Annotated in this window: 19 protein-coding genes; 8 read left to right on the top strand and 11 right to left on the bottom strand. The window is 72.3% G+C overall.

Translation table 11 applies throughout. The annotated features are described in order from the left end of the window. Nucleotides 1-35: 35 nt before the first annotated feature. Nucleotides 36-1,487, top strand: coding sequence for a S8 family peptidase (locus VH969_RS22405; protein ID WP_331977336.1), 1,452 nt, complete (start codon nucleotides 36-38; stop codon nucleotides 1,485-1,487). Nucleotides 1,488-1,606: 119 nt separating this feature from the next. On the opposite strand, the gene VH969_RS22400 is transcribed toward VH969_RS22405, so the two are convergent. The 3 genes from VH969_RS22400 to VH969_RS22390 form a co-directional block, all read right to left on the bottom strand. Then, nucleotides 1,607-2,503: a hypothetical protein gene (locus VH969_RS22400; RefSeq protein ID WP_331977333.1), complete on the bottom strand. Its 897-nt coding sequence runs from the start codon at nucleotides 2,501-2,503 to the stop codon at nucleotides 1,607-1,609. Nucleotides 2,504-2,725: 222 nt separating this feature from the next. Continuing rightward, complete coding sequence (locus tag VH969_RS22395; protein WP_331977331.1) at nucleotides 2,726-3,577, bottom strand: SDR family oxidoreductase; 852 nt, start codon at nucleotides 3,575-3,577, stop codon at nucleotides 2,726-2,728. 14 nt (nucleotides 3,578-3,591) lie between these two features. Next, nucleotides 3,592-3,819 carry a hypothetical protein gene (locus VH969_RS22390; RefSeq protein WP_331977329.1) on the bottom strand — a complete coding sequence of 76 codons (228 nt, stop codon included), beginning with the start codon at nucleotides 3,817-3,819 and terminating at the stop codon, nucleotides 3,592-3,594. Here VH969_RS22390 and VH969_RS22385 point away from each other — a divergent pair, their 5' ends adjacent. After that, entirely contained in the window at nucleotides 3,820-4,779 is a 960-nt protein-coding gene (locus VH969_RS22385) for an AraC family transcriptional regulator (protein ID WP_331977327.1), read from the top strand. It begins immediately after the preceding gene. Nucleotides 4,780-4,787: 8 nt separating this feature from the next. Here VH969_RS22385 and VH969_RS22380 read toward each other — a convergent pair whose 3' ends face one another. The 4 genes from VH969_RS22380 to VH969_RS22360 form a co-directional block, all read right to left on the bottom strand. Further along, a complete protein-coding gene (locus VH969_RS22380) occupies nucleotides 4,788-5,675 on the bottom strand; it encodes a DUF4349 domain-containing protein (RefSeq protein ID WP_331977325.1) in 888 nt (295 codons plus the stop codon). A gap of 119 nt (nucleotides 5,676-5,794) precedes the next feature. Further along, nucleotides 5,795-7,840 carry an acyltransferase family protein gene (locus VH969_RS22375; RefSeq protein ID WP_331977323.1) on the bottom strand — a complete coding sequence of 682 codons (2,046 nt, stop codon included), beginning with the start codon at nucleotides 7,838-7,840 and terminating at the stop codon, nucleotides 5,795-5,797. Nucleotides 7,841-8,013: 173 nt separating this feature from the next. Further along, on the bottom strand, nucleotides 8,014-9,378 hold the full coding sequence (locus VH969_RS34575) for a beta-1,3-glucanase family protein (protein ID WP_414638603.1): 1,365 nt from the start codon (nucleotides 9,376-9,378) through the stop codon (nucleotides 8,014-8,016). 123 nt (nucleotides 9,379-9,501) lie between these two features. Beyond that, nucleotides 9,502-10,275: an NYN domain-containing protein gene (locus tag VH969_RS22360; RefSeq protein WP_331977321.1), complete on the bottom strand. Its 774-nt coding sequence runs from the start codon at nucleotides 10,273-10,275 to the stop codon at nucleotides 9,502-9,504. Between the two features lie 112 nt (nucleotides 10,276-10,387). On the opposite strand from VH969_RS22360, the gene VH969_RS22355 reads away from it, so the two are divergent. The 5 genes from VH969_RS22355 to VH969_RS22335 are packed head-to-tail and all read left to right on the top strand — an operon-like array spanning nucleotide 10,388 to nucleotide 14,399. After that, nucleotides 10,388-11,176 (top strand): SDR family NAD(P)-dependent oxidoreductase, encoded by a 789-nt coding sequence (locus VH969_RS22355; RefSeq protein WP_331977319.1) that lies wholly within the window; start codon nucleotides 10,388-10,390, stop codon nucleotides 11,174-11,176. A 16-nt stretch (nucleotides 11,177-11,192) separates the two neighbouring features. Next, nucleotides 11,193-12,377 (top strand): zinc-dependent alcohol dehydrogenase, encoded by a 1,185-nt coding sequence (locus tag VH969_RS22350; protein WP_331977317.1) that lies wholly within the window; start codon nucleotides 11,193-11,195, stop codon nucleotides 12,375-12,377. A gap of 16 nt (nucleotides 12,378-12,393) precedes the next feature. Continuing rightward, nucleotides 12,394-13,497 carry an Rv2629 family ribosome hibernation factor gene (locus VH969_RS22345; protein WP_331977315.1) on the top strand — a complete coding sequence of 368 codons (1,104 nt, stop codon included), beginning with the start codon at nucleotides 12,394-12,396 and terminating at the stop codon, nucleotides 13,495-13,497. Nucleotides 13,498-13,537: 40 nt separating this feature from the next. Next, nucleotides 13,538-14,188 (top strand): HemK2/MTQ2 family protein methyltransferase, encoded by a 651-nt coding sequence (locus VH969_RS22340; protein WP_331977313.1) that lies wholly within the window; start codon nucleotides 13,538-13,540, stop codon nucleotides 14,186-14,188. Next, on the top strand, nucleotides 14,169-14,399 hold the full coding sequence (locus VH969_RS22335) for a CDGSH iron-sulfur domain-containing protein (RefSeq protein WP_331977311.1): 231 nt from the start codon (nucleotides 14,169-14,171) through the stop codon (nucleotides 14,397-14,399). Before VH969_RS22340 ends, VH969_RS22335 begins: the two co-directional genes overlap by 20 nt. Here the strand turns inward: VH969_RS22335 and VH969_RS22330 are convergent. The 3 genes from VH969_RS22330 to VH969_RS22320 all read right to left on the bottom strand — a co-directional run bounded on the left by VH969_RS22330 (nucleotide 14,381) and on the right by VH969_RS22320 (nucleotide 17,445). Then, nucleotides 14,381-15,364, bottom strand: a complete 984-nt coding sequence (locus VH969_RS22330; RefSeq protein WP_331977309.1) for an iron-containing redox enzyme family protein — start codon at nucleotides 15,362-15,364, stop codon at nucleotides 14,381-14,383. The two genes, VH969_RS22335 and VH969_RS22330, sit on opposite strands and share 19 nt — an antisense overlap. Next, nucleotides 15,361-16,485 carry a carboxylate-amine ligase gene (locus tag VH969_RS22325; protein WP_331977417.1) on the bottom strand — a complete coding sequence of 375 codons (1,125 nt, stop codon included), beginning with the start codon at nucleotides 16,483-16,485 and terminating at the stop codon, nucleotides 15,361-15,363. The genes VH969_RS22330 and VH969_RS22325 overlap by 4 nt, the downstream gene beginning before the upstream one ends. Before the next feature lie 99 nt (nucleotides 16,486-16,584). Continuing rightward, nucleotides 16,585-17,445: an LLM class flavin-dependent oxidoreductase gene (locus VH969_RS22320; RefSeq protein WP_331977307.1), complete on the bottom strand. Its 861-nt coding sequence runs from the start codon at nucleotides 17,443-17,445 to the stop codon at nucleotides 16,585-16,587. Nucleotides 17,446-17,600: 155 nt separating this feature from the next. Here VH969_RS22320 and VH969_RS22315 point away from each other — a divergent pair, with 155 nt between their 5' ends. After that, a complete protein-coding gene (locus VH969_RS22315; RefSeq protein ID WP_331977305.1) occupies nucleotides 17,601-18,914 on the top strand; it encodes a serine/threonine-protein kinase in 1,314 nt (437 codons plus the stop codon). 15 nt (nucleotides 18,915-18,929) lie between these two features. Here VH969_RS22315 and VH969_RS22310 read toward each other — a convergent pair whose 3' ends face one another. Further along, complete coding sequence (locus VH969_RS22310) at nucleotides 18,930-19,574, bottom strand: DNA alkylation repair protein (protein WP_331977415.1); 645 nt, start codon at nucleotides 19,572-19,574, stop codon at nucleotides 18,930-18,932. Between the last annotated feature and the right edge of the window lie 58 nt (nucleotides 19,575-19,632).

Genomic DNA, 19,632 nt, shown 5'->3' with positions numbered 1-19,632 from the left:
AGCCGCCATCTTCTTGGTGGACGTCTGGAGGGGTCGTGCAACGGACTGCAGTACGCGCACTGATCGTGACCGCGGCGCTCGTCGCCACCGGGATGACGGCGGGCCCGCCCGCCGCCGCCCAGGAGGAGCCGGTGGCGCACTTCGTGGTGCTGGCCAGGAAGGGCGCACCGCTCGCGCGCACCGAGGCATCGGTACGGGACGCCGGCGGGCACGTGGTGCGTAGCTGGCCGCAGATCGGCGTCGTGGTGGCGACCTCGCCCGATGCGGGCTTCGCCGCGGCGGTGCGGCCGCTGCCCGGCGTGGTCGCCGCGGGTGCGACCCGCGACCTGGTCGAGCTCGCCGGCGCGCCACCGGCGGCCAAGTCGTCCACTGTGGATGGACGGGTGACGCCGGCCGCCGCCGAACCGCTCGCCGAGAACCAGTGGAGCATGCGCCAGATCCGTGCCGACCAGGCCAACGAGATCTCGGGTGGCAGCCGCGACGTGGTGGTCGGCGTGCTGGACTACGGGGTGGAGGCCACGCATCCCGACCTCGCCCCGAACATCGACGCGAGCAGGTCGTTCGGCTGCGGTGACGAGGGCATACCGGACACCTCACCAGGCGCGTGGGACACGTTGCCCGGCTTCTTCCCGCACGGCGTCGCCGTGGCCGGGATCATCGCCGCCGCCCGCAACGGCGTCGGCATCGCCGGGGTGGCGCCGAACGTGCGCATCGCCTCGGTACGGATGGCCGACTCGGACGGGTTCATCTACCCCGAGCACGTGATCTGCGGGTACGTGTGGGCCGCCGACCACGGCATCGACGTGACCAACGCGTCGTGGACCGCCGACCCGTGGGTGCGCTGGTGCGATGAGGATCCCGACCAGGCGGCGGGACTCGAGGCGATGCGCCGCGCGATCGACTACGCCGCCGACCGCGGCGTGGTGAACGTGGCGGCGATCGGCAACGCCAACTGGGACCTGTCGCATCCGGTACTGGACGACATCAGCCCGGACAACGGCGAACCGATGGAACGGCTCACCGGCGACAACTGCCAGCAGGTGCCCGCGGAGGTGCCCGGCGTGGTGACCGTGTCCGGGATCGGTGCCGAGGAACGCAAGGCACGCAACTCCAACTACGGCATCCGGGACGTCGACGTGACCGCGGCGAGCGGCGACGTCGACCAGTTCCCGGGCACCGGCGAAGACAACCCGGGCGTGCTGACCACGCTGAGCGGCGGGCAGTGGGGTTACTTCGGCGGCACGTCGGCCGCCGCACCGCACGTCGCCGGCGTCGTCGCGCTGATCCGCAGCACACACCCCGGCTGGTCGCCGACCCACGTGGTCGCCGCGCTCGAACGGCAGGCCGACCGGCTGCCCTGCCCACCCGGCGGCGTCTACGACCCGGACGGCACCGGGGCGTGGCTCGCCCACTGCCAGGGCGGCCGGTCGGGACAGGGCTTCTACGGCCACGGCCTGGTGGACGCACTGGACGCGGTCACCCGCTGACCGGCGGCCGGTCCGCGCTCACCTCTTCTCGAGGCTGACCGAGACGGCGTGGTTCACCACCGCGAGCTCGCGGAGACGGTCGGTTCCGACTGTCGAATCGACACAGAGGTCCGGCATCTTCACCTGGGGCCGAGGCGGCGCGCGGCACGGGCGCGCAGGGCGGCCAGCTTCGAGGTACGCGAGCGCTGCGGCGGCGGCTCGACCGCCATGAGCTCGTCGACGACGTCCTCGACCTTGCGGCCGTCCCCCGGGTCGATCGCGCCGGCGATCAGCAGGTTGACCGCCTTGCCGAGCAGGGCCCGGCGCCGGTGGTGGTCGATCACCTTCTGCCCGGCGGCGCCGATGTGCCGCAGGCCGAGCCCCTCGGCCATGCTCGTCAGCATCATCGTGAACTCGTCGAGCGTGAGGCCGGGCCGCAGCGACACCGCGCGGGCGTCGAGGATCGTCTGGTACGCGGACCGCCAGTAGGCGAAGGAGTTCTCGTACACCCGCGCGAGCGCCTCGCGGATGCCCTCGTCGTAGTCGGCGAGCCCGGTCATGAGGTACTGGAACCTGATCGCGGCCGGATCTCCGTGCACCAGCTTCATGTCGTGGTAGGCCACCTCGTGGACCGCCGCGCTGAACCTCGCCGTCCCGCGCAGGCGGTCCCGGGAGCCGTCGTCCAGCACGCGGTTGGTCAGCGAGTTGCGGCCGCGCAGCACGAACCGGACGAGGTCGCTCATGTAGTCGCGGAAGATCGGCCACCGGTCGCGGAACATCGCACGCGTCGGTTTCCGCGCCAGCCGCCGCCCGTTCGCCAGCGCCTCCTCGACGATCTCGTGCCCGGTCAGCGTGGCGAGCGGGCGGAACGTGAGCTTGTCCGCCTCGACGTCCCCCAGGAGCTCCCGCTCGACCAGGCGCTGCCCCGCCTCGAGGTAGGCCCAGGTCGCGTCGCTGTTCGCGAGCCGCCTGCCCGCCCAGCGGCTGCTCCTGGCCTTCCGCACGTTGATCGCCACGTCGTCGAGGCTCTCGTCCATAAGGATCCAGTATCCAGCTCGACCGCGCGCACACGTCCTCCTCCTGGGGAGGACCGGCGAGTTGTGACACGCGACCGCTCGAGGCGATGCAATCAGGCTGGGCTCAAAGCGTCTTGTGCTCTGTTCGCTCGTACCCGCCTGCGCCACCGTCTTCGTGACGGCGCCGTTGCCCCAGGTCGAAGCTGTGGCTGCCGATGCCCCGTGGCGTCACCGTCGCGTGAGTCAGGGCGTGACCGGCAGGCCGACGAGCCGTTCGCTCTCGTGCCACAGGCGTTCGCCGGCGGCGAGGTCGTGGCTCAACTTGGCGGACCTGCGAACCCGCTTGCCGGAGAAGTACTCGCCGGTCACGCCCGCCACCTCGGGTGAGCTCGCGAGGTGGATCGACGTCCGGGCGCCGCGCTCCGGAGACTTCAGGAACGGCTTGAACCAGGTGATGACGAACCTGATCGCCGGGGTCGGGTCGTCCTTGCCGAAGTTCGACCGCACGACACCGGGATGCAGCACGGTGGACGTCACGCCGGTCCCCGCCAGCCGCCGCGCGAGCGCGTAACAGAACATGACGTTGGCGAGCTTGGACTGGTTGTAGGCGGTCTGGCCGCTGTAGCCCGTCTCGCCCTGCAGGTCGTCGAAGTTCAGCCGGCCCATCGCCTGCGCGCCCGAGCTGACCGTGACCACGCGGGCGGGCGCGCTGGCCTTCAGCTTGTCCAGCAACAGGTTCGTGAGCAGGAACGGGGCCAGGTGGTTGACGGCGAATGTGTGCTCCAGACCGTCCACAGTGGTCCTGCGGGTGGCCCAGAACCCGCCGGCGTTGTTGACCAGCACGTCCAGCCGCTGCAGGCGCGCCTCGACCTGGCCGGCCAGCGCGCGCACCGACGCCTGGGAGGACAGGTCGGCCACGAGCATCTCGACGTCGTCGTTGCCGGCCTGGCGGCGGATCTCGGTGACCGTCCGGTCGCCCTTGGCCGGGTCCCGGGCGACCAGCACGACGTGTGCGCCCAGCGCCGCCAGCCCGTGCGCGGTGGCCCGGCCGATGCCGCCTGCCCCGCCGGTGATGAGCACCGTCTTGCCGTTCATCTCGGTCGACCTCCTCAGCGGCTGGGGTTGGCGGTGAGCGCGGCGAACGCGGCCGCGTTCGCCGCCGCCCAGGTTCGGTAGTCGCGAGCGGGCCGGCGCAGGAGCCGGGCCACGTCGTCGGTGACGACGTCGACGGTGCCGGCCCGGACCGCGGCGCAGTACTCCGACCGCATCTCGACCAGCGGGGCGGGGAATCCGGCTTGCGCCATGCCGTCGCGGAAGACGTCGTCGCCGATGTCCACGTGCCGGACGACGTGCTGGAGACCATGCGGGTGGACAGCGGCATGCTGTTCCAGACCGAGCTCGCACCACCCTGGGGCATCCGCGCGCGGTCGGCCGAGCAGCTGGCGTTCCACGTCGTCACCCGGGGCCACGGCTGGCTGAGCGTGGCCGGTGAGCCCGAGCCGATCACCGTGGAGAGCGGCGACGTGGTCGTCCTGGCGCCGGGCCGCGAACACGTCCTGCGCGACACGCCCACCACCCCGGCCCGGGACATCGCGGAGATGGTCGCAAGTGGAGCGTTCTGCCGGGTCGGCGACCGGCCGGCGGCCGCCGAGCGCGGCGCGGCGCCGACCACCCAGCTCGCCTGCGGCTGGTTCGAGTTCGCCGACCCGCGCGGCGACGTCCTGCTCGACGCGCTGCCCGCGGTGCTGCACGCCCGCGAACAGGCGACCGACAGCGGAACATGGCTCGCCCAGACCGTGAAGATGCTCAGCTACGAGTCGCGAGCCGGCCGGCCCGGCATGACGACCGTACTGAACCGGCTCTGCGACGCGTTGTTCGTCTACGTTCTCCGCAGCCACCTCGCCGCGCTGCCCACGGAGCGGCCGAGCTGGCTGCGCGCGCTCGTCGACCCGACCATCGGAACCGCGCTACAGCTCATGCACGACGACCCGGCCGCGCCGTGGACGGTCGCCAAGCTCGCCGCCGAGGTCGGGATGTCCCGCTCGGCGTTCTCGGCCCGGTTCACCACTCTCGTCGGCGAGCCGGCGATGCAGTACCTCGCCCGCTGGCGCCTGCGCAAGGCCGCGACCCTGCTGCGCGACGGCGACCAGACCCTCCACGCCATCGCCACGAGCACGGGTTACAGCTCTGCGGCCGCGTTCAGCAAGGCTTTCGCCCGCGAACACGGAGCCGCCCCCGGCGCCTTCCGCCGGACCGGTCCCCCGCCCGCTCGACCGCGCGCGCCACGCGACGCCTGACCCCTACCTCACGGCTGCTGGGCCGCCGGCGCCGTCGTCGCCGTCGTCGGCGTTGTGCGGCGGCGGCGCCACCAGCGCAGCGCCAGCACGGCGGGCACGCCGAGCAGGAGCAGGAAAGGCAGCAGCGCGCCGACGATCCGCAGCGTGACCGCGCCGGCGTCGAGGAACGCGCCCCAGCCGGCGGACAGGCCGGCGAGGAAACCGCTCGCCTCCTCCTGCCGCGGCGGTGGCGCGGCGGTCTTGCCGACCTTGAGGCTCACCGTGGACATGGCCACCTGACCGGCCAGCGCCTGCCGGCGCTGCTCGAGCGACTCGAGGTCCGACTCGCGGGTGGTCAGCTCCTGCTCGATCCGCACGATCTCGTCCACCGTGCTCGCCTTGGCCAGCAGCGCGCGAACACGGTCGACGCTTGCCCGCTGGGTGGCGACCCGGCTGTCGAGGTCGACGGCCTTCTCGGTGACGTCCTCTGTGGACTGGCTCCGGTTGATCACCTCGCCGAGGTCGGACAGCTTGTCGAGCGCCTGGTCGAACCGGTCCGCGGGCACTCGCAGCGTGAGCGTCGCGGACTCGGCGCGAACGTCTTCCCGGCCGGTGTAGCCGCCCTCGGTGGCCGCCACGTCGTGCGCGCGGTCGACGATCTCGCCGACGTCGGCGCCCGCCAGCTCGATGGTCGCCGTGCGCACCAGCGACCTGTCCACGCCCGGCTGGCCGGCGTCCTGGTCCTCGGCGGCGCCTCCCTTGTCCCCCGCCGACTTCGGCTGGCCGCCACCGGAGCTCTCCGCCTCGTACGGCATGGCGGCGCTGTCGGCCGACGTGCCCGAGCTACCAGTGCACGCCGTGGCGAGGCCGAGCGCCACGCCCAGCACGAGTCCGAGGCCGACGAGCCTGCGGTTCATGGGTCCTCCCGAAGTCTTCCGGTGCCGGGAAGACGGAAGACCGCGCGGAACCCGTTGCCCGCCGGCGATCACGAGTAGACATCGACCCCGCACAGACGCGGAGAGCGGGCGAAGTGGCGCTAGTCCCAGCGGAGAAGTTCTTCGATGTCCGCGCCCAGTGCGGGGGCCACCGTCGCCATGTAGGTGCCGCTGATGTGGTTGTCGTCCATGTAGACGATCACGTTGCCGATTACCGGCGGACAGGTGGACGCGTCGCAGAAGTAGTCGCTCGTGTCCACGAAGTACACGCCCTCCGGGCGGTTGGGCAGCGTGTCGAACGGGTTCGGGTCGGCGTACAGGTGGGCGCGCGGGGTGGCGCACGCGGGGGCGTCGGCGCCCTTGTTCTGCACGCACGTCACCGGCGGCCTGGTGAACCGCGGGTTGTCCCGCAGCGCGATCACCGGGATGTCGTGCGCCGCGAGTTGCCGCCACGCTTCGACGTAACCCGACGGGATGTTCTCCGTCAGCCCGCGCCGGACCTCCCGGCTGCCGACGGTGACCACCGCGTCCGGGCGCATCTCGACGATCTCCGCGATCGCGTCCCGGTTCCGCCGCACGCACCCGGCGTCCAGATCGGTCGGTGGACCTGGCGGCAGCGCGAACGGGCAGCCGCCGCGCAGCATCGACAGCACCTGCCAGTGACGCGTCTGCGCGTACGGCCGCAACGCGCCGAGGAACTGCTCGGCGTGCGACTCGCCGATCAGCACGATCCGCTTGACCGGCGCCGGCTCCGCGGTCGGGCAGATCCTGAGCTCGGCGTTGCGGGCCGAGCTGGTGCACGTGGCCGAGTCGTTGACGATCCAGTCGTCGCCCAGTGCCACGTAGGCGGGCGCCGGCTTCGCCTTGCGGACCGGCAGCAGCCGGCCGTCCCGCAGCGCCTGCGCGCCCGGGTACAGCGGGTTGTCCGCGCTCACCGCGGAGCTCGCGGCCTGCTGCTTGCCGTACAGCTGCCAGCCGCCCGCCATGGCCAGCAGCACGGCCAGCGTCAGCACGCCGAACCGGTAGGCGCCCCACCGGGTTTGCGTGCCGATGGCCGACCGGCGCACCGGCTCCTCGACGAAGTGGTAGGTGAGCACGGCAAGCAGCAGCGACGCGCCGATCACGAACGCGCCCCCGAGCGGGCCGACCGCCGGGCGATCACGCGCGACCAGGTACAGCAGCAGGATCGGCCAGTGCCACAGGTACAGCGCGAAGCTCAGGTTGCCGAGGTAGACCAGTGGCCGGGAGCTGAGGAAGCGGTCCGCGCCGAACGCGCTGCCGGTCGCCCCGGCCGCGATCACCAGCGCGGCGGCGACCGTCGGCCACAGCGCGAGGTAGCCGGGGAACACGCTGCCGACCCGCAGCACCAACCCGCAGATCGCGACGCCGACGACGCCGGCCCAGCCCAGCACCAGCGCGACCGGCTTTGGGAGCACCACCCGGTCGATCACCAGCACCAGCAGCCCGCCCAGCGCGAACTCCCAGATCCGGGTCGCCGAGTGGAAGTACGCGAGCGGCTGGTCGGCCGTGGTCAGGTACACCGAGAACGCGAGCGAACCGGTGCACACGATCGCCATCGTCGCGAGCAACGACCACCACAGGTCCAGCCGGGAGCGGGCGGCGACCAGCCCGACCAGGGCCACGAGCAGCGGCCACACGACGTAGAACTGGCCCTGGATCGACAGCGACCAGTAGTGCTGGACCAGGCTCGCGGTGTTGTGCTGGGCGAAGTAGTCGACCGAGTCGGCGGCCAGCTGCCAGTTCTCGACGTACAGCGCCGCCGCGACGACCTCGCGGACGGTCTGGAACCAGCGGTACTCCGGCAGCAGCACGAGGCTCAGCGCGATCACCGCGGCCAGCACGGTCAGCGCGGCGGGGAACAACCGCTTGATCATCCGGCCCCACATCGGCCGGAACTCGATCGCACCCCGGGACCGCGCCCGGTAGAGCTGCCCGGTGATCAGGAAGCCGGAGATCAGGAAGAAGACGTCGACGCCACCGGAGATCCGGCCCAGCCAGACGTGGTAGACGACCACGAGGAACGCCGCGAGCGCGCGCAACCCCTGCAGCTCGGGCCGGAACTTGCGGGGCACGGTGGTGCCCGGGGCAGGTCTGTCCACGATCCGGTCCAGCACGGAGCGGTCCACGCGGGTTTCCTCTCCGTGGGGTGGACGCGAAATACCGCAGCATGATCCCAGCGCCCGATCTTGCCCGATCGGCGGGCCCCGGATATGCGGAACCGCCGAAGACGAACCGCGTCTCCGGCTCGCGAACCACCCGTGAACGGCGTGCCGGCCGGCCGGAACCGGCCGGCACGCACTCACCAACCGACAGCGACGAGCAGGTACTGCGGATCTCCGTGCGACACGAACGACGACTGGCCCGCGACGTCGTCGTACGGGAAGCCGTAGGCCAGCCGGCCGATCGCGTGGTCGTGCCAGAACCTCGCGTAGTAGTTCGCCGGCGCGGCCGAGTAGAACCTCGCCGGGTCCTGCCACTGCGACGGCGGCAGGTGTGCGGTGTGCCGGTTGAGCGCGGCGCACATGTTCGGGTTGCCCGCCATGCTTCCCGCGCAGCCGAAGATGTTCGAAGTGGACTCGTTGACGCCTACCGAGCTCGCGTACGCGGTGAAGTAGTTCGCGTTCGCGCCGCCCGGCCGGAACGACGGGTCGCTGCCCGGCGCGATGATCCGGTACGGCGCCTGCGTCCGCGCGAGCACGTCGAACTCGGGCGGCACCGCGTCGACGAACTTCTGGAACGTCACCGACCGGTCCTCGGCGAAGGTCGCCTGGTCCTCGCCGACCTGCACGTCGTACCCGTCGTGCGCGTGCAGCCGCATCGCGAGCTTCAGCCCGAACGCGTCGACCCGCGTGGTGTTGCCGTTGAAGACGTCCGGCCCCACGGTGAACTCGATGAAGTCGAAGTACGGGCCATCCGGCGAGCCGAGGTAGAAGTACATGCGGCCGGCGGAGTTCGCGGGCATGTCGAGGTAGGGCTGCTCGGCGATCGAGTGCACCTGGTTGTCGAACTTCCAGTACACCTGGCTGTCCGGGTACCGCCCGTTGGTGCGGTTGAGGACCTTGACCATCAGGACGTTCCGCGCCGACGGGATCGAGCTGGTGTCGCCCCAGAACTCGTCCGGCTGCGGGCCGCCGCCACCGCCCGTCCCCACGACCGAGAGCTCCCAGAGCGAGTAGCCGTACGGCGTCGCACGCGCCGTGCCGAGCACCCGCAGGTAGCGCCCGGCGCCCGTGACGTCGAGGGTCTGCGTGCCGCCGGTGCCCGTGGTGGTCGAGTAGATCGTGGTCCAGCTGGTGGCGTCGGCCGACAGCTGGATCTGGAACGCCCTCGCGTACGCGACCTCCCAGTTCAGCACGACCTGGCACACGGTCACCGTGCCGCCGAGGTCCACGCGCAGCCACTGCGGATCGCTGAACGCGCTCGACCAGCGGGTACCGGTGTTCCCGTCCACGGCGGCGCTTGCCGGCGTGGCGCCGTTCTCCGTGGAGGAGGCGGTCGCGGGGTGGTTTCGCGCGAGGTTGTCACCGGCGCAGGCCGCCGCGGCCCCGGGGTTCTCGGCGGCCGCCCCGGCCGGCGGGGCCGCGACCGCTCCGGCCACGACCAACGACGCCGCGAGCACGCCGAGACGCAACCCGCGCAGCACGGAAGGAGGACGAAAGCTCATCGGCCATCTCCTTTGACAGCAACCACTTCCCGAAGAAGCAGGGGATCGGGAGAGCGCTCTCACAGAGAGTGGCCCGAGGTCGTCGGCGGTGTCAAGGATTTTCCGGAACCGGTTCCGGGCGATCTACTTACCGGCCCGCTTGCCCGGTCGGCGCCGCTTGTCGCGGGCGCAGAGGATCCCCGGCTTGCCGTCCCCGGGACTGCGGCGCTCGAGCTCGAACAGCGTGGTCGCCGAGATCAGGTCGCTGAGCTTGGAGTACCCGTAGTTGCGGGAGTCGAAGTCGGGTTGCTGGTTGGTGATGAGGTTGCCGACCGAGCCGAGCGGCGCCCAGCCGTCGTCGTCGGAAGCCGCCTCGATCGCGTTGCGAAGCTGGTTGATCAGCGCGCTGTCCCGCTTGAGCTGCGTGGCCGAGAGGGCACGCTGGGGCTTCGGCACGGCGTCGGCCGCGGCGGCGGGGCTCTCCAGGTTCTCGACGTAGACGAACTTGTCGCAGGCCGCGACGAACGGCTTGGGCGTCTTGCGCTCGCCGAACCCGTACACGGTCAGCCCGGACTCGCGCAGCCGCGCCGCCAGCCGGGTGAAGTCGCTGTCGCTCGACACGATGCAGAAACCGTCGAACCGGTCGGAGTACAGCAGGTCCATCGCGTCGATGACCATCGCCGCGTCCGTGGCGTTCTTGCCGCTCGTGTACGCGAACTGCTGGATCGGCTGGATCGACTGGGCGAGCAGCTGGTCCTTCCAGCCCTTCAGGTTCGTGCCGGTCCAGTCCCCGTAGGCGCGCTTGACGTGCGCGGTGCCGTACTTGGCCACCTCGGCGAGCAACCCCTCGACGTTCGAGGGCTGGGCGTTGTCCGCGTCGATGAGAACCGCGAGCCGGGCGGCGTTCTCGCTGACCATGGGTGCTCTCTCGCTCGAAGGGAAGTCGCGCCGATGATCAGAGTAGGCCGTCACACCGTGGGTAGCCCCCCGGGCAACGCGACCAAGACGCGACCAGGAGGAGAGCATTCCGATGAACGCACGACCACTCGCCGTCGTGACCGGCGCGTCGAGCGGGATCGGCTACGAGCTGGCCCGTGAGCTCGCGCATCGCGGGCACGACCTGATCGTCACCGCCGAGGACGAGGCGATCACCGAGGCGGCCCAGCACTGCGAGCGGCTCGGGGCGCAGGTCACCGCCACCCGCGCGGACCTCCGCGACCCGCAGGAGGTGGAGCGGTTCGCCACGCAGGTGCGGGACCGGCCCGTGGACGTGCTGGCGCTCAACGCCGGCGTGGGCGTGAGCGGCGACTTCGTCGCCGGCACCGCGCTCGCCGACCAGCTCGCCGTCGTGGACCTGAACGTCCGCTCGGCGGTGCAACTGACGAAGCTGCTGCTGCCGGCCATGGTGGACCGCGGCAGCGGCCGGCTGCTGTTCACCTCGTCGATCGCGGCCACCGCGCCGGGACCGTTCCAGACGGTCTACCACGCCTCGAAGGCGTTCCTGCAGTCGTTCGCGCCGGGCCTGCGCGAGGAGCTGCGCGGGCGCGGCATCTCGGTCACCGCCGTGATGCCGGGACCGACCGAGACCCGGTTCTTCGAGCGGGCCGGCATGACCGACACGAAGATCGGCGCGGGCCCGAAGGACCCCGCCGAGGAGGTCGCGCGGCAGGCCGTCGACGCGCTCCTCGCCGGCAAGGACCACATCGTCACGGGCTCGGTGCGCAACAAGGTGCAGTCGGTGGCCGGCCGGGTGCTGCCGGACCGGCTCATGACCGCGATGCACCGCAAGATGTCCGCGCCCGGCACGGCCAAGCGGTAGGAACCCGGAGGAAGGCATGAAAGCCGTTACCTGGCAAGGCAAGCGCGACGTGCGCGTCGAGTCCGTGCCCGACCCACGCATCCAGGAGCCGACCGACGCGATCGTGCGCGTCACCACCACCGGCATCTGCGGTTCGGACCTGCACCTGTACGAGACCCTCGGCTCGTTCATCGACCCGGGCGACGTGCTGGGCCACGAGCCCATGGGCATCGTCGAGGAGGTCGGCGCCGAGGTCACCCACATCAAGCCGGGCGACCGCGTCGTCGTCCCGTTCAACATCTCCTGCGGCCACTGCTTCATGTGCGACCTGGGGCTGCAGTCCCAGTGCGAGACGACGCAGGTGCGCAGCCAGGGCAAGGGCGCGGCGCTGCTGGGCTACACGAAGCTGTACGGCCAGGTCGACGGCGGTCAGGCCGAGTTCCTGCGGGTCCCGCAGGCGCACTACGGTCCCATCCCCGTGCCGGCGGGCCCGCCGGACGAGCGGTTCGTGTACCTGTCCGACGTGGTGCCCACCTCGTGGCAGGCCGTGAAGTACGCGGACATCCCGGACGGCGGCAGCGTCGCGGTCTTCGGCCTCGGCCCGATCGGCCAGATGAGCTGCCGCGTGGCCCAGCACCTCGGTGCCGGCCAGGTGATCGGCGTCGACCTGGTCGCGGAGCGGCTGGCGATGGCCGAGCGCCGCGGTGTCACGACCGTGGACCTGCGCAACACCTCCGACGTCGCGCGGGCGATCCGCGACCTCACCGGCGGCCGCGGCCCGGACTCGGTCATCGACGCGGTCGGCATGGAGGCGCACGGCTCGCCCTTCGGCAAGCTCGCCCAGCAGCTCACCACGATGCTGCCGAAGGCCGTCGCCGCGAAGCTGACCGAGCGAGCCGGCATCGACCGGCTGAGTGCGTTGTTCGCGGCGATCTCGACCGTGCGCCGCGGCGGCACGATCTCGCTGAGCGGCGTGTACGGCGGCATGGTCGACCCGCTGCCGATGATGGAGCTGTTCGACAAGCAGATCCAGCTGCGCATGGGTCAGGCGAACGTCCGCCGCTGGGTCGACGACGTACTCCCGCTCGTCACGGGCGACGGCGATCCGCTGGGTACCGAGGACTTCGCGACCCACACCCTGCCGCTGACCGAGGCACCGCACGGCTACGACATCTTCCAGAAGAAGCAGGACGGCGCCATCAAGGTGCTGCTGCGGCCGTGACCATCGCGGAGGAGACATGGCGAACCTGACGGAACTGCGCGACACGCTGTCCCACGAGGGACCGTTCGCCTCGGTCTACCTGGACGCGAGCCACGACACGGAGGACGCCGCGAAGCTGACCGAGCTCCGGTGGCGGGCCGCGCAGGACGGGCTCGCCGCGCTGGAGGCGTCCGAGGCGGTGCTCGACGTGCTGGCGGAGGCAATCGACCGGCCGCCAGCCGTCGGACGCGCCGGCCGGCTCCTCGTGGCGACGGCCGACGGCGTTCTCGTCGACGAGTACCTCGCGGAACCGCCCGCCCAGCTGGCCGTCCGCGTGTCGTCCATGCCGTACCTGCTGCCGCTCGCCGACTGGCGGGGAAACGAGGTTCCCCATGTGGCCGTCGCGATCGACCAGACCGGCGCCGACCTGCTCGCGGTCGACGCGAACGGCTCGATGCTCACCGAAGAGGTCGCCGGCCGCGACCACCCCGTCCACAAAGTACGCGCCGGCGGCTGGGCGCATCTCAACATCCAGCGGCGCGCCGAGGAGACCGTGCGCCGCAACGTGACCGACGTCGCCGCCGAGGTCGCCAGCCTCGCCGGCCGGACGGGCGCGCGCCTGGTCGCCGTCGCGGGCGACCCGCGAGCGCGGTCGCAGCTGCGCGAGGCGCTGCCGGAGAACGTGCGGCACCTCGTCGCGGAGATCGGTCACGGCCGCGCCGAGGATCCCAGCCACCACACGGTCGACAGCGCGATCACCGAGCTGCTGGCAGACCGGCGGCGCGCCGAGCTCGACGAGATGCTCGACCGCCTCCACTCGGCCTCCGGCTCGCCCGGGCTCGCCGTGGAGGGACTGCCGGATACGACCGGCGCGCTGCGCGACGGCAATGTGTCGGTCCTCCTGATCGACGCGCAGACCCTCGACGACCGGACCGTGTGGACGGCGACCGAGCACACGATGGTGGCCACCTCGCGGCAGGCGCTGCACGACGTCGGCGTCTCCGACCGCGGCGAAATACGCGCCGACGAGGCTCTGCCGGTGGCGGCCGTCATGTCGGGCGCCGAGGTGATCGCGTCCTTCGGCGGCGAGCCGGAGTTCAAGTTCGCGGGCGGCGTGGGTGCGCTGCTTCGTCACCGATGACCTCGTTGTTTGAGGCGGACGTCGCGAGGTAGACCGTCCCATGTGGTTGCTGCGACCGCCCGGGGTGTATCGCCCCCAAGGCGATACCTACCTGCTGGCAAAGGCTTTGGCCGACGCGGGCGTGCCCCCGGGTGGCGCCGTACTCGACATCTGTTGTGGCACGGGCGCCTTGTCGATCCACGCGGCCAGGCTCTCACCGCGGTCGCTGACCGCGGTGGACGTGTCGCGGCGGGCGGTGTGGGCCGCGCGGATCAACACACTTGTTCGCGGGCTCGACGTCCGCGTGGTCCACGGAGACGGGCTCGAGCTGGACGACTCCTTCGACCTGGTGCTGGCGAACCCGCCGTACGTGCCGGGGATTCCCGGGATACCGGTCCGCGGCCGGCGCCGGGCCTGGGACGCGGACCGGGACGGCCGCGCGGTGCTGGACCGGCTCTGCGCGGTCGCACCGCAGCTGCTGGCGCGCGGGGGCGTGTTGCTGCTGGTCCACTCCGTACTGTCCGATGTGGACAAGACACTCGCGCAGTTGCGCGGTGGCGGGTTGAAGGCGGCGGTGGTCGCGCGCGCCGACGAGCCGTTCGGTCCGGTGATGCGGGCGCGGGCAGGACTGCTGCGCGCGCAGGGACTGCTCGCGGCCGACCAGCGAACCGAGGAACTGGTGGTGATCCGCGGTGACCGACCTACCCGCTGACTGCCGGCGCGTGCGCGTCGTTCCCGGCGGGCCCGTGCTCGTCGAGGGGCCGGTGGAGCTCACCGGCGCGGACGGCCGCACCGTTACCGCCGACCGGTTCCTGGTCGCGGTGTGCACGTGCCGGCGCAGCAAGCGCTACCCCTTGTGCGACACGAGCCACCGTCGTCGAATCCGGCAGGAGCCGGACGAAGATCAGGCCGGTCCGGGGTGATCCGGCAACGCCCGCAGCAGTGAGGTCCGGCCCGCCCCCCACGCGTCGAGCACATGGTCGCCGAACCGGCCCTCCAGGTATTCGGTGGCCTGCACGCCGAACACGACGTCGCCGGCGAGCTCCGGCTCGCGGTCCAGCAGGTCACCGATCACGTCGTGGCGCAGCACCTGCTCGTGCACGGCGTCGGCCTCGATGTGCTCGGTGAAGAAGTGCGTGGTGGCGTCCGTGCCGCCGAGCCGGCGCAACGCCGAGTCCAGGCGCGCGGCGCTCGGCGCGGTCGTGATCTCCGCGGCGGCGAAGTGGCCGACCATCGCGCCCCGCAACGCACGCCGCAGCCCGAACATCGACATCATGTTCACCACGGCGACGACCGGCCCGGGCACGTCGTCGAAGTAGTGCAGGTACCGATCGTCCAAACCGGACGCGCGCAGCAGGTCGGCATAGAGCTGGGCGTGCACGCGCTCGCCACGCCCGCCGCCGAACTCGTCGTACTCCACGGCCACCAGCGCCGCCTTCGCGGTGCCGCGTAGCCGCGGGATGACCCACGCGTGCGGGTCGGCCTCCTTGTGGTGGTAGATCGAGCGGTGCACGAAGTACTCGCGCAGCTGCCACCACTCCCCGTTGTCCCGAAGGAAGTGGGAGACGCCCGCGCCGGGCACGGGCTCGACCAGCAGCTCGTCCAGGACACCGGTCACGTCGTCCCCACCGGCCACCGCGTCGCGCAGCGCCGCGAGGAAGACCGCCTCGAGCGACCGCCGGAACGCGAGCAGTTCCGGGTCCCACTCCCGCTCGGCGGGCACGCCGGCGAAGCCGTGGTAGTGCAGCTCGTAGCACGTGTGGAGGGCGACCGCGAGATCCTCGCCGAACGGGTCGGCGCCGGTTACGGGTGGCAAGGCGGATCCGTCGCGCAATGCGGAGACCACGGCCGCGGAGAGGCGTCCGCGCGGGCGGGGCAGGGCGGTCATCCGGCGTCTCCGTCCTGCAGCGCGGCCTCGGCCAGCATCTTGACGATCTCGGTCGGCGCACCGGCCGCGCGCTGCCGCTCGGCGCCCGTGACCAGCGTTTTCAGCAGGCGCTCCACCGTGGTGAGGTCACCGGTCTCGATCAGCGCGGGCCGCACGGTCTCGACCAGGTCGCCGACGAGGGCGACCGCCGGCACCCGGCGAGCGAGCAGCGGGTGCACGGCGGGCCCGTCGAGCCCGTAGCGGGCGGCGGACCACACAGCGGCCGCTGCCACCTGCTCGTCGAGCTCGGGGACCGGCCGACCCGCCGCCGCGTCCGCGAGCGCGGTACGCACGAGCGCCCGGCTCAGCGCGGCCTGCAACAGCGCACCGTCGACGTCGATCGACACGTCGGCCACCCGAAACTCGACGGTGGGCAACCGCGGCGACGGCCGGACCAGCCAGAAGGACTGTGCGGGGTCGATGAGCGCCCCGGCGGCCACGAGCCGGCCGACCCGGGCGGCGTAGTCCCGCGCCGAGCTGAACCGCGGCGGCACCCCCGACCCGGGAAAGCGGGACTGCTCGACCATGCGCCAGCTCGCATAGCCGGTGTCGGCGCCGTGCAGGACGGGCGAGTTCACCGACAGGGCGAGCAGCGTGGGCAGCCAGGGCCGAACGTGGTTGACCACCGCGACGGCGGCCTCGGGATCCGGCACGCCGACGTGGACGTGGCAGCCACACGCCTGATACTCGCGGACCAGCCCGGCATACCGCCCGGCGATCCGCTCGAACCGCTCCCCCACGGTGAACCGGCGCTGCCCGGCGATCACCGGCACGCCGCTGGGCACGAGCAGCAACTCCCCCGCGGCAGCCGCCAGCCGCCGCCGGTTGTGCCGCAACTGGTGCGCCAACCCGGCGAGCGTCGAGCAGCGGCCGGTCGCGGCCTCGACCTGCGTCGCGAGGAGCTCCGGCTGCACGGTGGCGTCCACGGCGATCCCCGGCGCCCGCCCGGCGTCCCGCAACACCCGCTCCGCGTCCGCAACGGTGCCCCCGCTCCCCCGGTCGACGAGGAGAAACTCCTCCTCGACGCCGAGCGACCACCCAACGCCATCACACGCCGCCGCACCGGCGCCCACCCGGCCCATCACCGCGCCCGATTACCCGCGAACCAGCCGCGTAACCAACCAGCCGAGCACTGGTCACGGCGTAGCCGGACCGTGCCGAACCGTGCCGAACCGGCGTGATCAGCGAAGGTCGGCGAGGCGGCGTAGCTGGTCGAGGTCCGGGGAGCTCGGGAAGAGGATCAGCTCGTCGCAGCCGGCGTCGGCGAACCGGCCGATCGCGTCGCGCACCGCCGCGTCGCTCCTGAGCGCGCCCGCGGCGATCCGGTCGGCATAGTCGCCGAGGAACGCGTAGTAGTCGCCCAGGTATCCCGAGGCCAGCGAGTCCGCGTCCGGACCGAGCGCGTAGTAGCCGAGCGCGGCCAGCCGGGGCGTGCCGTCCCGGCCCGCGTCCCGCCACGCGCCGCGGACCCGCTCGGCCATGCCCGCGAACATGTCGGCCCCGCCACCGCCGGCCATCCAGCCGGCGCCGTGGGTCACGGTGCGCCGGATCGCCGCCGCGCTGGTGCCACCGATCATCAACGGCGGACCACCGGGCTGGACCGGACCCGGTCCCACCGCACCCGCGAAGCCCCGCGACGCGCCGCCCCACACCTCGCGGAACTCGTCGAGCTGCGCGTCGAACACGGCGCCGCGCCCCTCGAAGTCCGCCCCGGTCGCCGCGTAGTCGTCCGTGCGGGCGCCGACGGCGATGCCGACGGTGAGGCGGCCGCCGGAGAAGCTGTCCACGCTGGCGAGCTGCTTGGCCAGCAACGTCCCGTTGCCACGGAACGGCCCGATGAGGATCGCGCTGTGCAGGCGCACCCTGCTGGTCACCGCCGCCGCGGCGGCGAGCGTCGGGATCGTCTCGTGGTTGCCGTACACGATCCGGTCGATCGTCCCGAGACTGGAGAAACCGGCCGCGTCCGCTTCGCGCGCCCAGTCCAGAATCTCCCGGCCGGTGGCCGACTTGATGGTGGAAGGCAGTCCGACACCAACGTCCATTCCCACACGATAAGACGTTTCCCTCCTCTGGCGGCCCGCCACGGCCAAGGCGTCAACCTGAAGATCGGCTGATGATCCGGCCGGGACGGTCGGCGCCGGGACGGTCGTCGGGAACGATCGGCGTGCGGGTGTCGGCGAGTTGGGACGGGGCGAGGATGAGCGGGCCACAACCGGGAGCGTTGCTGGCCGGGCGGTACCGGCTCGTGGCCGTGATCGGCCGCGGTGGCATGGGCGAGGTGTGGCGCGCGAGGGACGAGCTGCTGCACCGGGACGTCGCGGTCAAGACGCTCGGCGGGTGGGCGGCACGCACGTCCACCAGCGGGGAACGGTTCCGCCGCGAGGCGCTCGCCGTCGCACAGCTGAACCAGCGCCGCGTGGCCGGCGTGTTCGACTTCGTCGAGTCCGGCAGCGTCGCGTTCATCGTCATGGAGCTCCTCGACGGCGAGAGTCTCGCGCAGCGGCTGGACCGCGAACCGACGCTGCCCGCGGACGAGGCCGCCGAGATCGTCGCGCAGGCCGCGGACGGGCTGCAGGCCGCACACGACGCGGGCATCACCCACCGGGACGTCAAGCCCGCCAACATCATGCTCACCCCGCACGGCGTGAAACTCCTCGACTTCGGCCTCGCCGCCACGGCCTGGGACGCCGGCCTGACCAGCACCGGCATGATGGTCGGCACGCTGGCCTACCTCGCCCCCGAACGCGCCGCCGGCGAGCCCGCCACCGCGGCCGGCGACATCTACGCCCTCGGCGTCGTGCTGTACGAGACCCTCGCCGGACACCAGCCGTTCCGCGCGGACAACCCGCTCGCCGTGGTCAGCGCCAAGGAGGCGGGCACCGCGCCGGCGCTGCCCGCGAGCACCCCGCCCCGGCTGGCCGCGGCGTGCCTGCGTGCGCTGGCGAAGGACCCGGCCGACCGCTTCCCGACCGCCGCCGCGTTCGCCGCCGCCGTCCGGCCCCGTCCGGACAGCGCCGCCGCCGGGCACACGGCACGACTCGCGCCGTGCGAGTCCACGACGAGAAACCTCGCGACACCCAGGCGCCGCCGCCTGGGCCGCCGGTCCGTACTCCTCGGCATCCTGGCGGCGGCCGCGCTCGCCGCCGTCCTCGCCTTCTGGCCCGGCGGCACGCCGTCCGGCGACCCGCCGTCCGGCACCGGTCAGCACACAGCGGGCAGCGAGACCGCCGGCACACCGCGGCGAGCCGCCTTCCGCGCGCTGCTCGAGGACATCGCCCGAGGCGCGAAGTCCGGCGACATCCACGCCGAGGCGGCACAGGACGTCGCGAGGGCGGCCAAGGAGCTGCGCAAGCAAGTCGCCGACCACCGCACGGACCTCGAAGCCGGCCTCGGCGACATCGATCGCCGCATCGACGGCCACGCCCGCGACGCGACGATCACCCCGCAGGCGGCCGCCACCCTCCACGGCGACGTGCGCGCCATCGCCACCGCGGCCGGGAAGACCCCGTGAACGCCCGCGTCCGGGTTACTCGTCACCCTTCCGGCGAACCATCTCGTCGATCCAGACGGGCGCGAAGGGCGACGTGCAGTTCGGTGGGGTCGGGTAGTCCTTGAGCACTTCGAGGCGCTCGCCGATGTCGACGGCCCGTGCGCGCAGCGCTGCGTGCTCGATCCCGATCTGGGCCAGGCAGTGGTTCATCGCCCACTGCAGGCGTGCCGGCGCGTCCCCCATCTCCGCCTCGATGACGTCGAGCAGGCCCGCGAGGTCGAGGCCTTCGGGTTTCCTGGCGACGCGGTCGGTGGTCAGCGCCCAGCCGGCACCGGCGACCACCGGGTCCGGATCGGCGAACCAGGCCACCCGCAGCTCCTCGGCGTGCGGGCTCTTCTTCACCACGTAGCTCACGAGCCAGTCGTGCACCTTGGGGGTGCGCGCCTCGCGCAACATGACGTCCAGCTCGGCACGCTCGAACGCCTTCGGGCGGCAGATCAGGAGCGCCAGCAGCCGCGCCGCGGTGTCGTCCGTCGCCCAGAGCCGGCGCGCGAGCTCCTGCTGGGTCTTCAGCCGCTTCGCGAGCGCGCGCAGCTTGCCGAGGTTCACACCGTGGTCGTCACCGTGCTTCTCGTTCACCGCGCGCGCCTTCGGGTCCTCGAGCGCGGCCAGCTCCGCCATCACCTCGGCCACCGGCGTCTCGGCCAGGTCCGTCTCGGCCACGTCAGCCTCCCGTCCA

Origin of the sequence: Actinophytocola sp., assembly GCF_036555685.1 — a bacterium.
GTDB lineage: Bacteria > Actinomycetota > Actinomycetes > Mycobacteriales > Pseudonocardiaceae > Actinophytocola.
Note: the sequence above shows the minus strand (reverse complement) of the source record. Positions and strands in the feature narration are given on the sequence as shown.

What these genes read in the sequence shown, in the direction of transcription:
- VH969_RS22400 (WP_331977333.1), bottom strand. Translation starts at nt 2,503, where the DNA reads ATGGACGAGAGCCTCGACGACGTGGCGATCAACGTGCGGAAGGCCAGG.
- VH969_RS22395 (WP_331977331.1), bottom strand. Translation starts at nt 3,577, where the DNA reads ATGAACGGCAAGACGGTGCTCATCACCGGCGGGGCAGGCGGCATCGGC.
- VH969_RS22380 (WP_331977325.1), bottom strand. Translation starts at nt 5,675, where the DNA reads ATGAACCGCAGGCTCGTCGGCCTCGGACTCGTGCTGGGCGTGGCGCTC.
- VH969_RS34575 (WP_414638603.1), bottom strand. Translation starts at nt 9,378, where the DNA reads ATGAGCTTTCGTCCTCCTTCCGTGCTGCGCGGGTTGCGTCTCGGCGTG.
- VH969_RS22360 (WP_331977321.1), bottom strand. Translation starts at nt 10,275, where the DNA reads ATGGTCAGCGAGAACGCCGCCCGGCTCGCGGTTCTCATCGACGCGGAC.
- VH969_RS22355 (WP_331977319.1), top strand. Translation starts at nt 10,388, where the DNA reads ATGAACGCACGACCACTCGCCGTCGTGACCGGCGCGTCGAGCGGGATC.
- VH969_RS22350 (WP_331977317.1), top strand. Translation starts at nt 11,193, where the DNA reads ATGAAAGCCGTTACCTGGCAAGGCAAGCGCGACGTGCGCGTCGAGTCC.
- VH969_RS22345 (WP_331977315.1), top strand. Translation starts at nt 12,394, where the DNA reads ATGGCGAACCTGACGGAACTGCGCGACACGCTGTCCCACGAGGGACCG.
- VH969_RS22340 (WP_331977313.1), top strand. Translation starts at nt 13,538, where the DNA reads ATGTGGTTGCTGCGACCGCCCGGGGTGTATCGCCCCCAAGGCGATACC.
- VH969_RS22330 (WP_331977309.1), bottom strand. Translation starts at nt 15,364, where the DNA reads ATGACCGCCCTGCCCCGCCCGCGCGGACGCCTCTCCGCGGCCGTGGTC.
- VH969_RS22325 (WP_331977417.1), bottom strand. Translation starts at nt 16,485, where the DNA reads ATGGGCCGGGTGGGCGCCGGTGCGGCGGCGTGTGATGGCGTTGGGTGG.
- VH969_RS22320 (WP_331977307.1), bottom strand. Translation starts at nt 17,445, where the DNA reads ATGGACGTTGGTGTCGGACTGCCTTCCACCATCAAGTCGGCCACCGGC.
- VH969_RS22315 (WP_331977305.1), top strand. Translation starts at nt 17,601, where the DNA reads ATGAGCGGGCCACAACCGGGAGCGTTGCTGGCCGGGCGGTACCGGCTC.
- VH969_RS22310 (WP_331977415.1), bottom strand. Translation starts at nt 19,574, where the DNA reads ATGGCGGAGCTGGCCGCGCTCGAGGACCCGAAGGCGCGCGCGGTGAAC.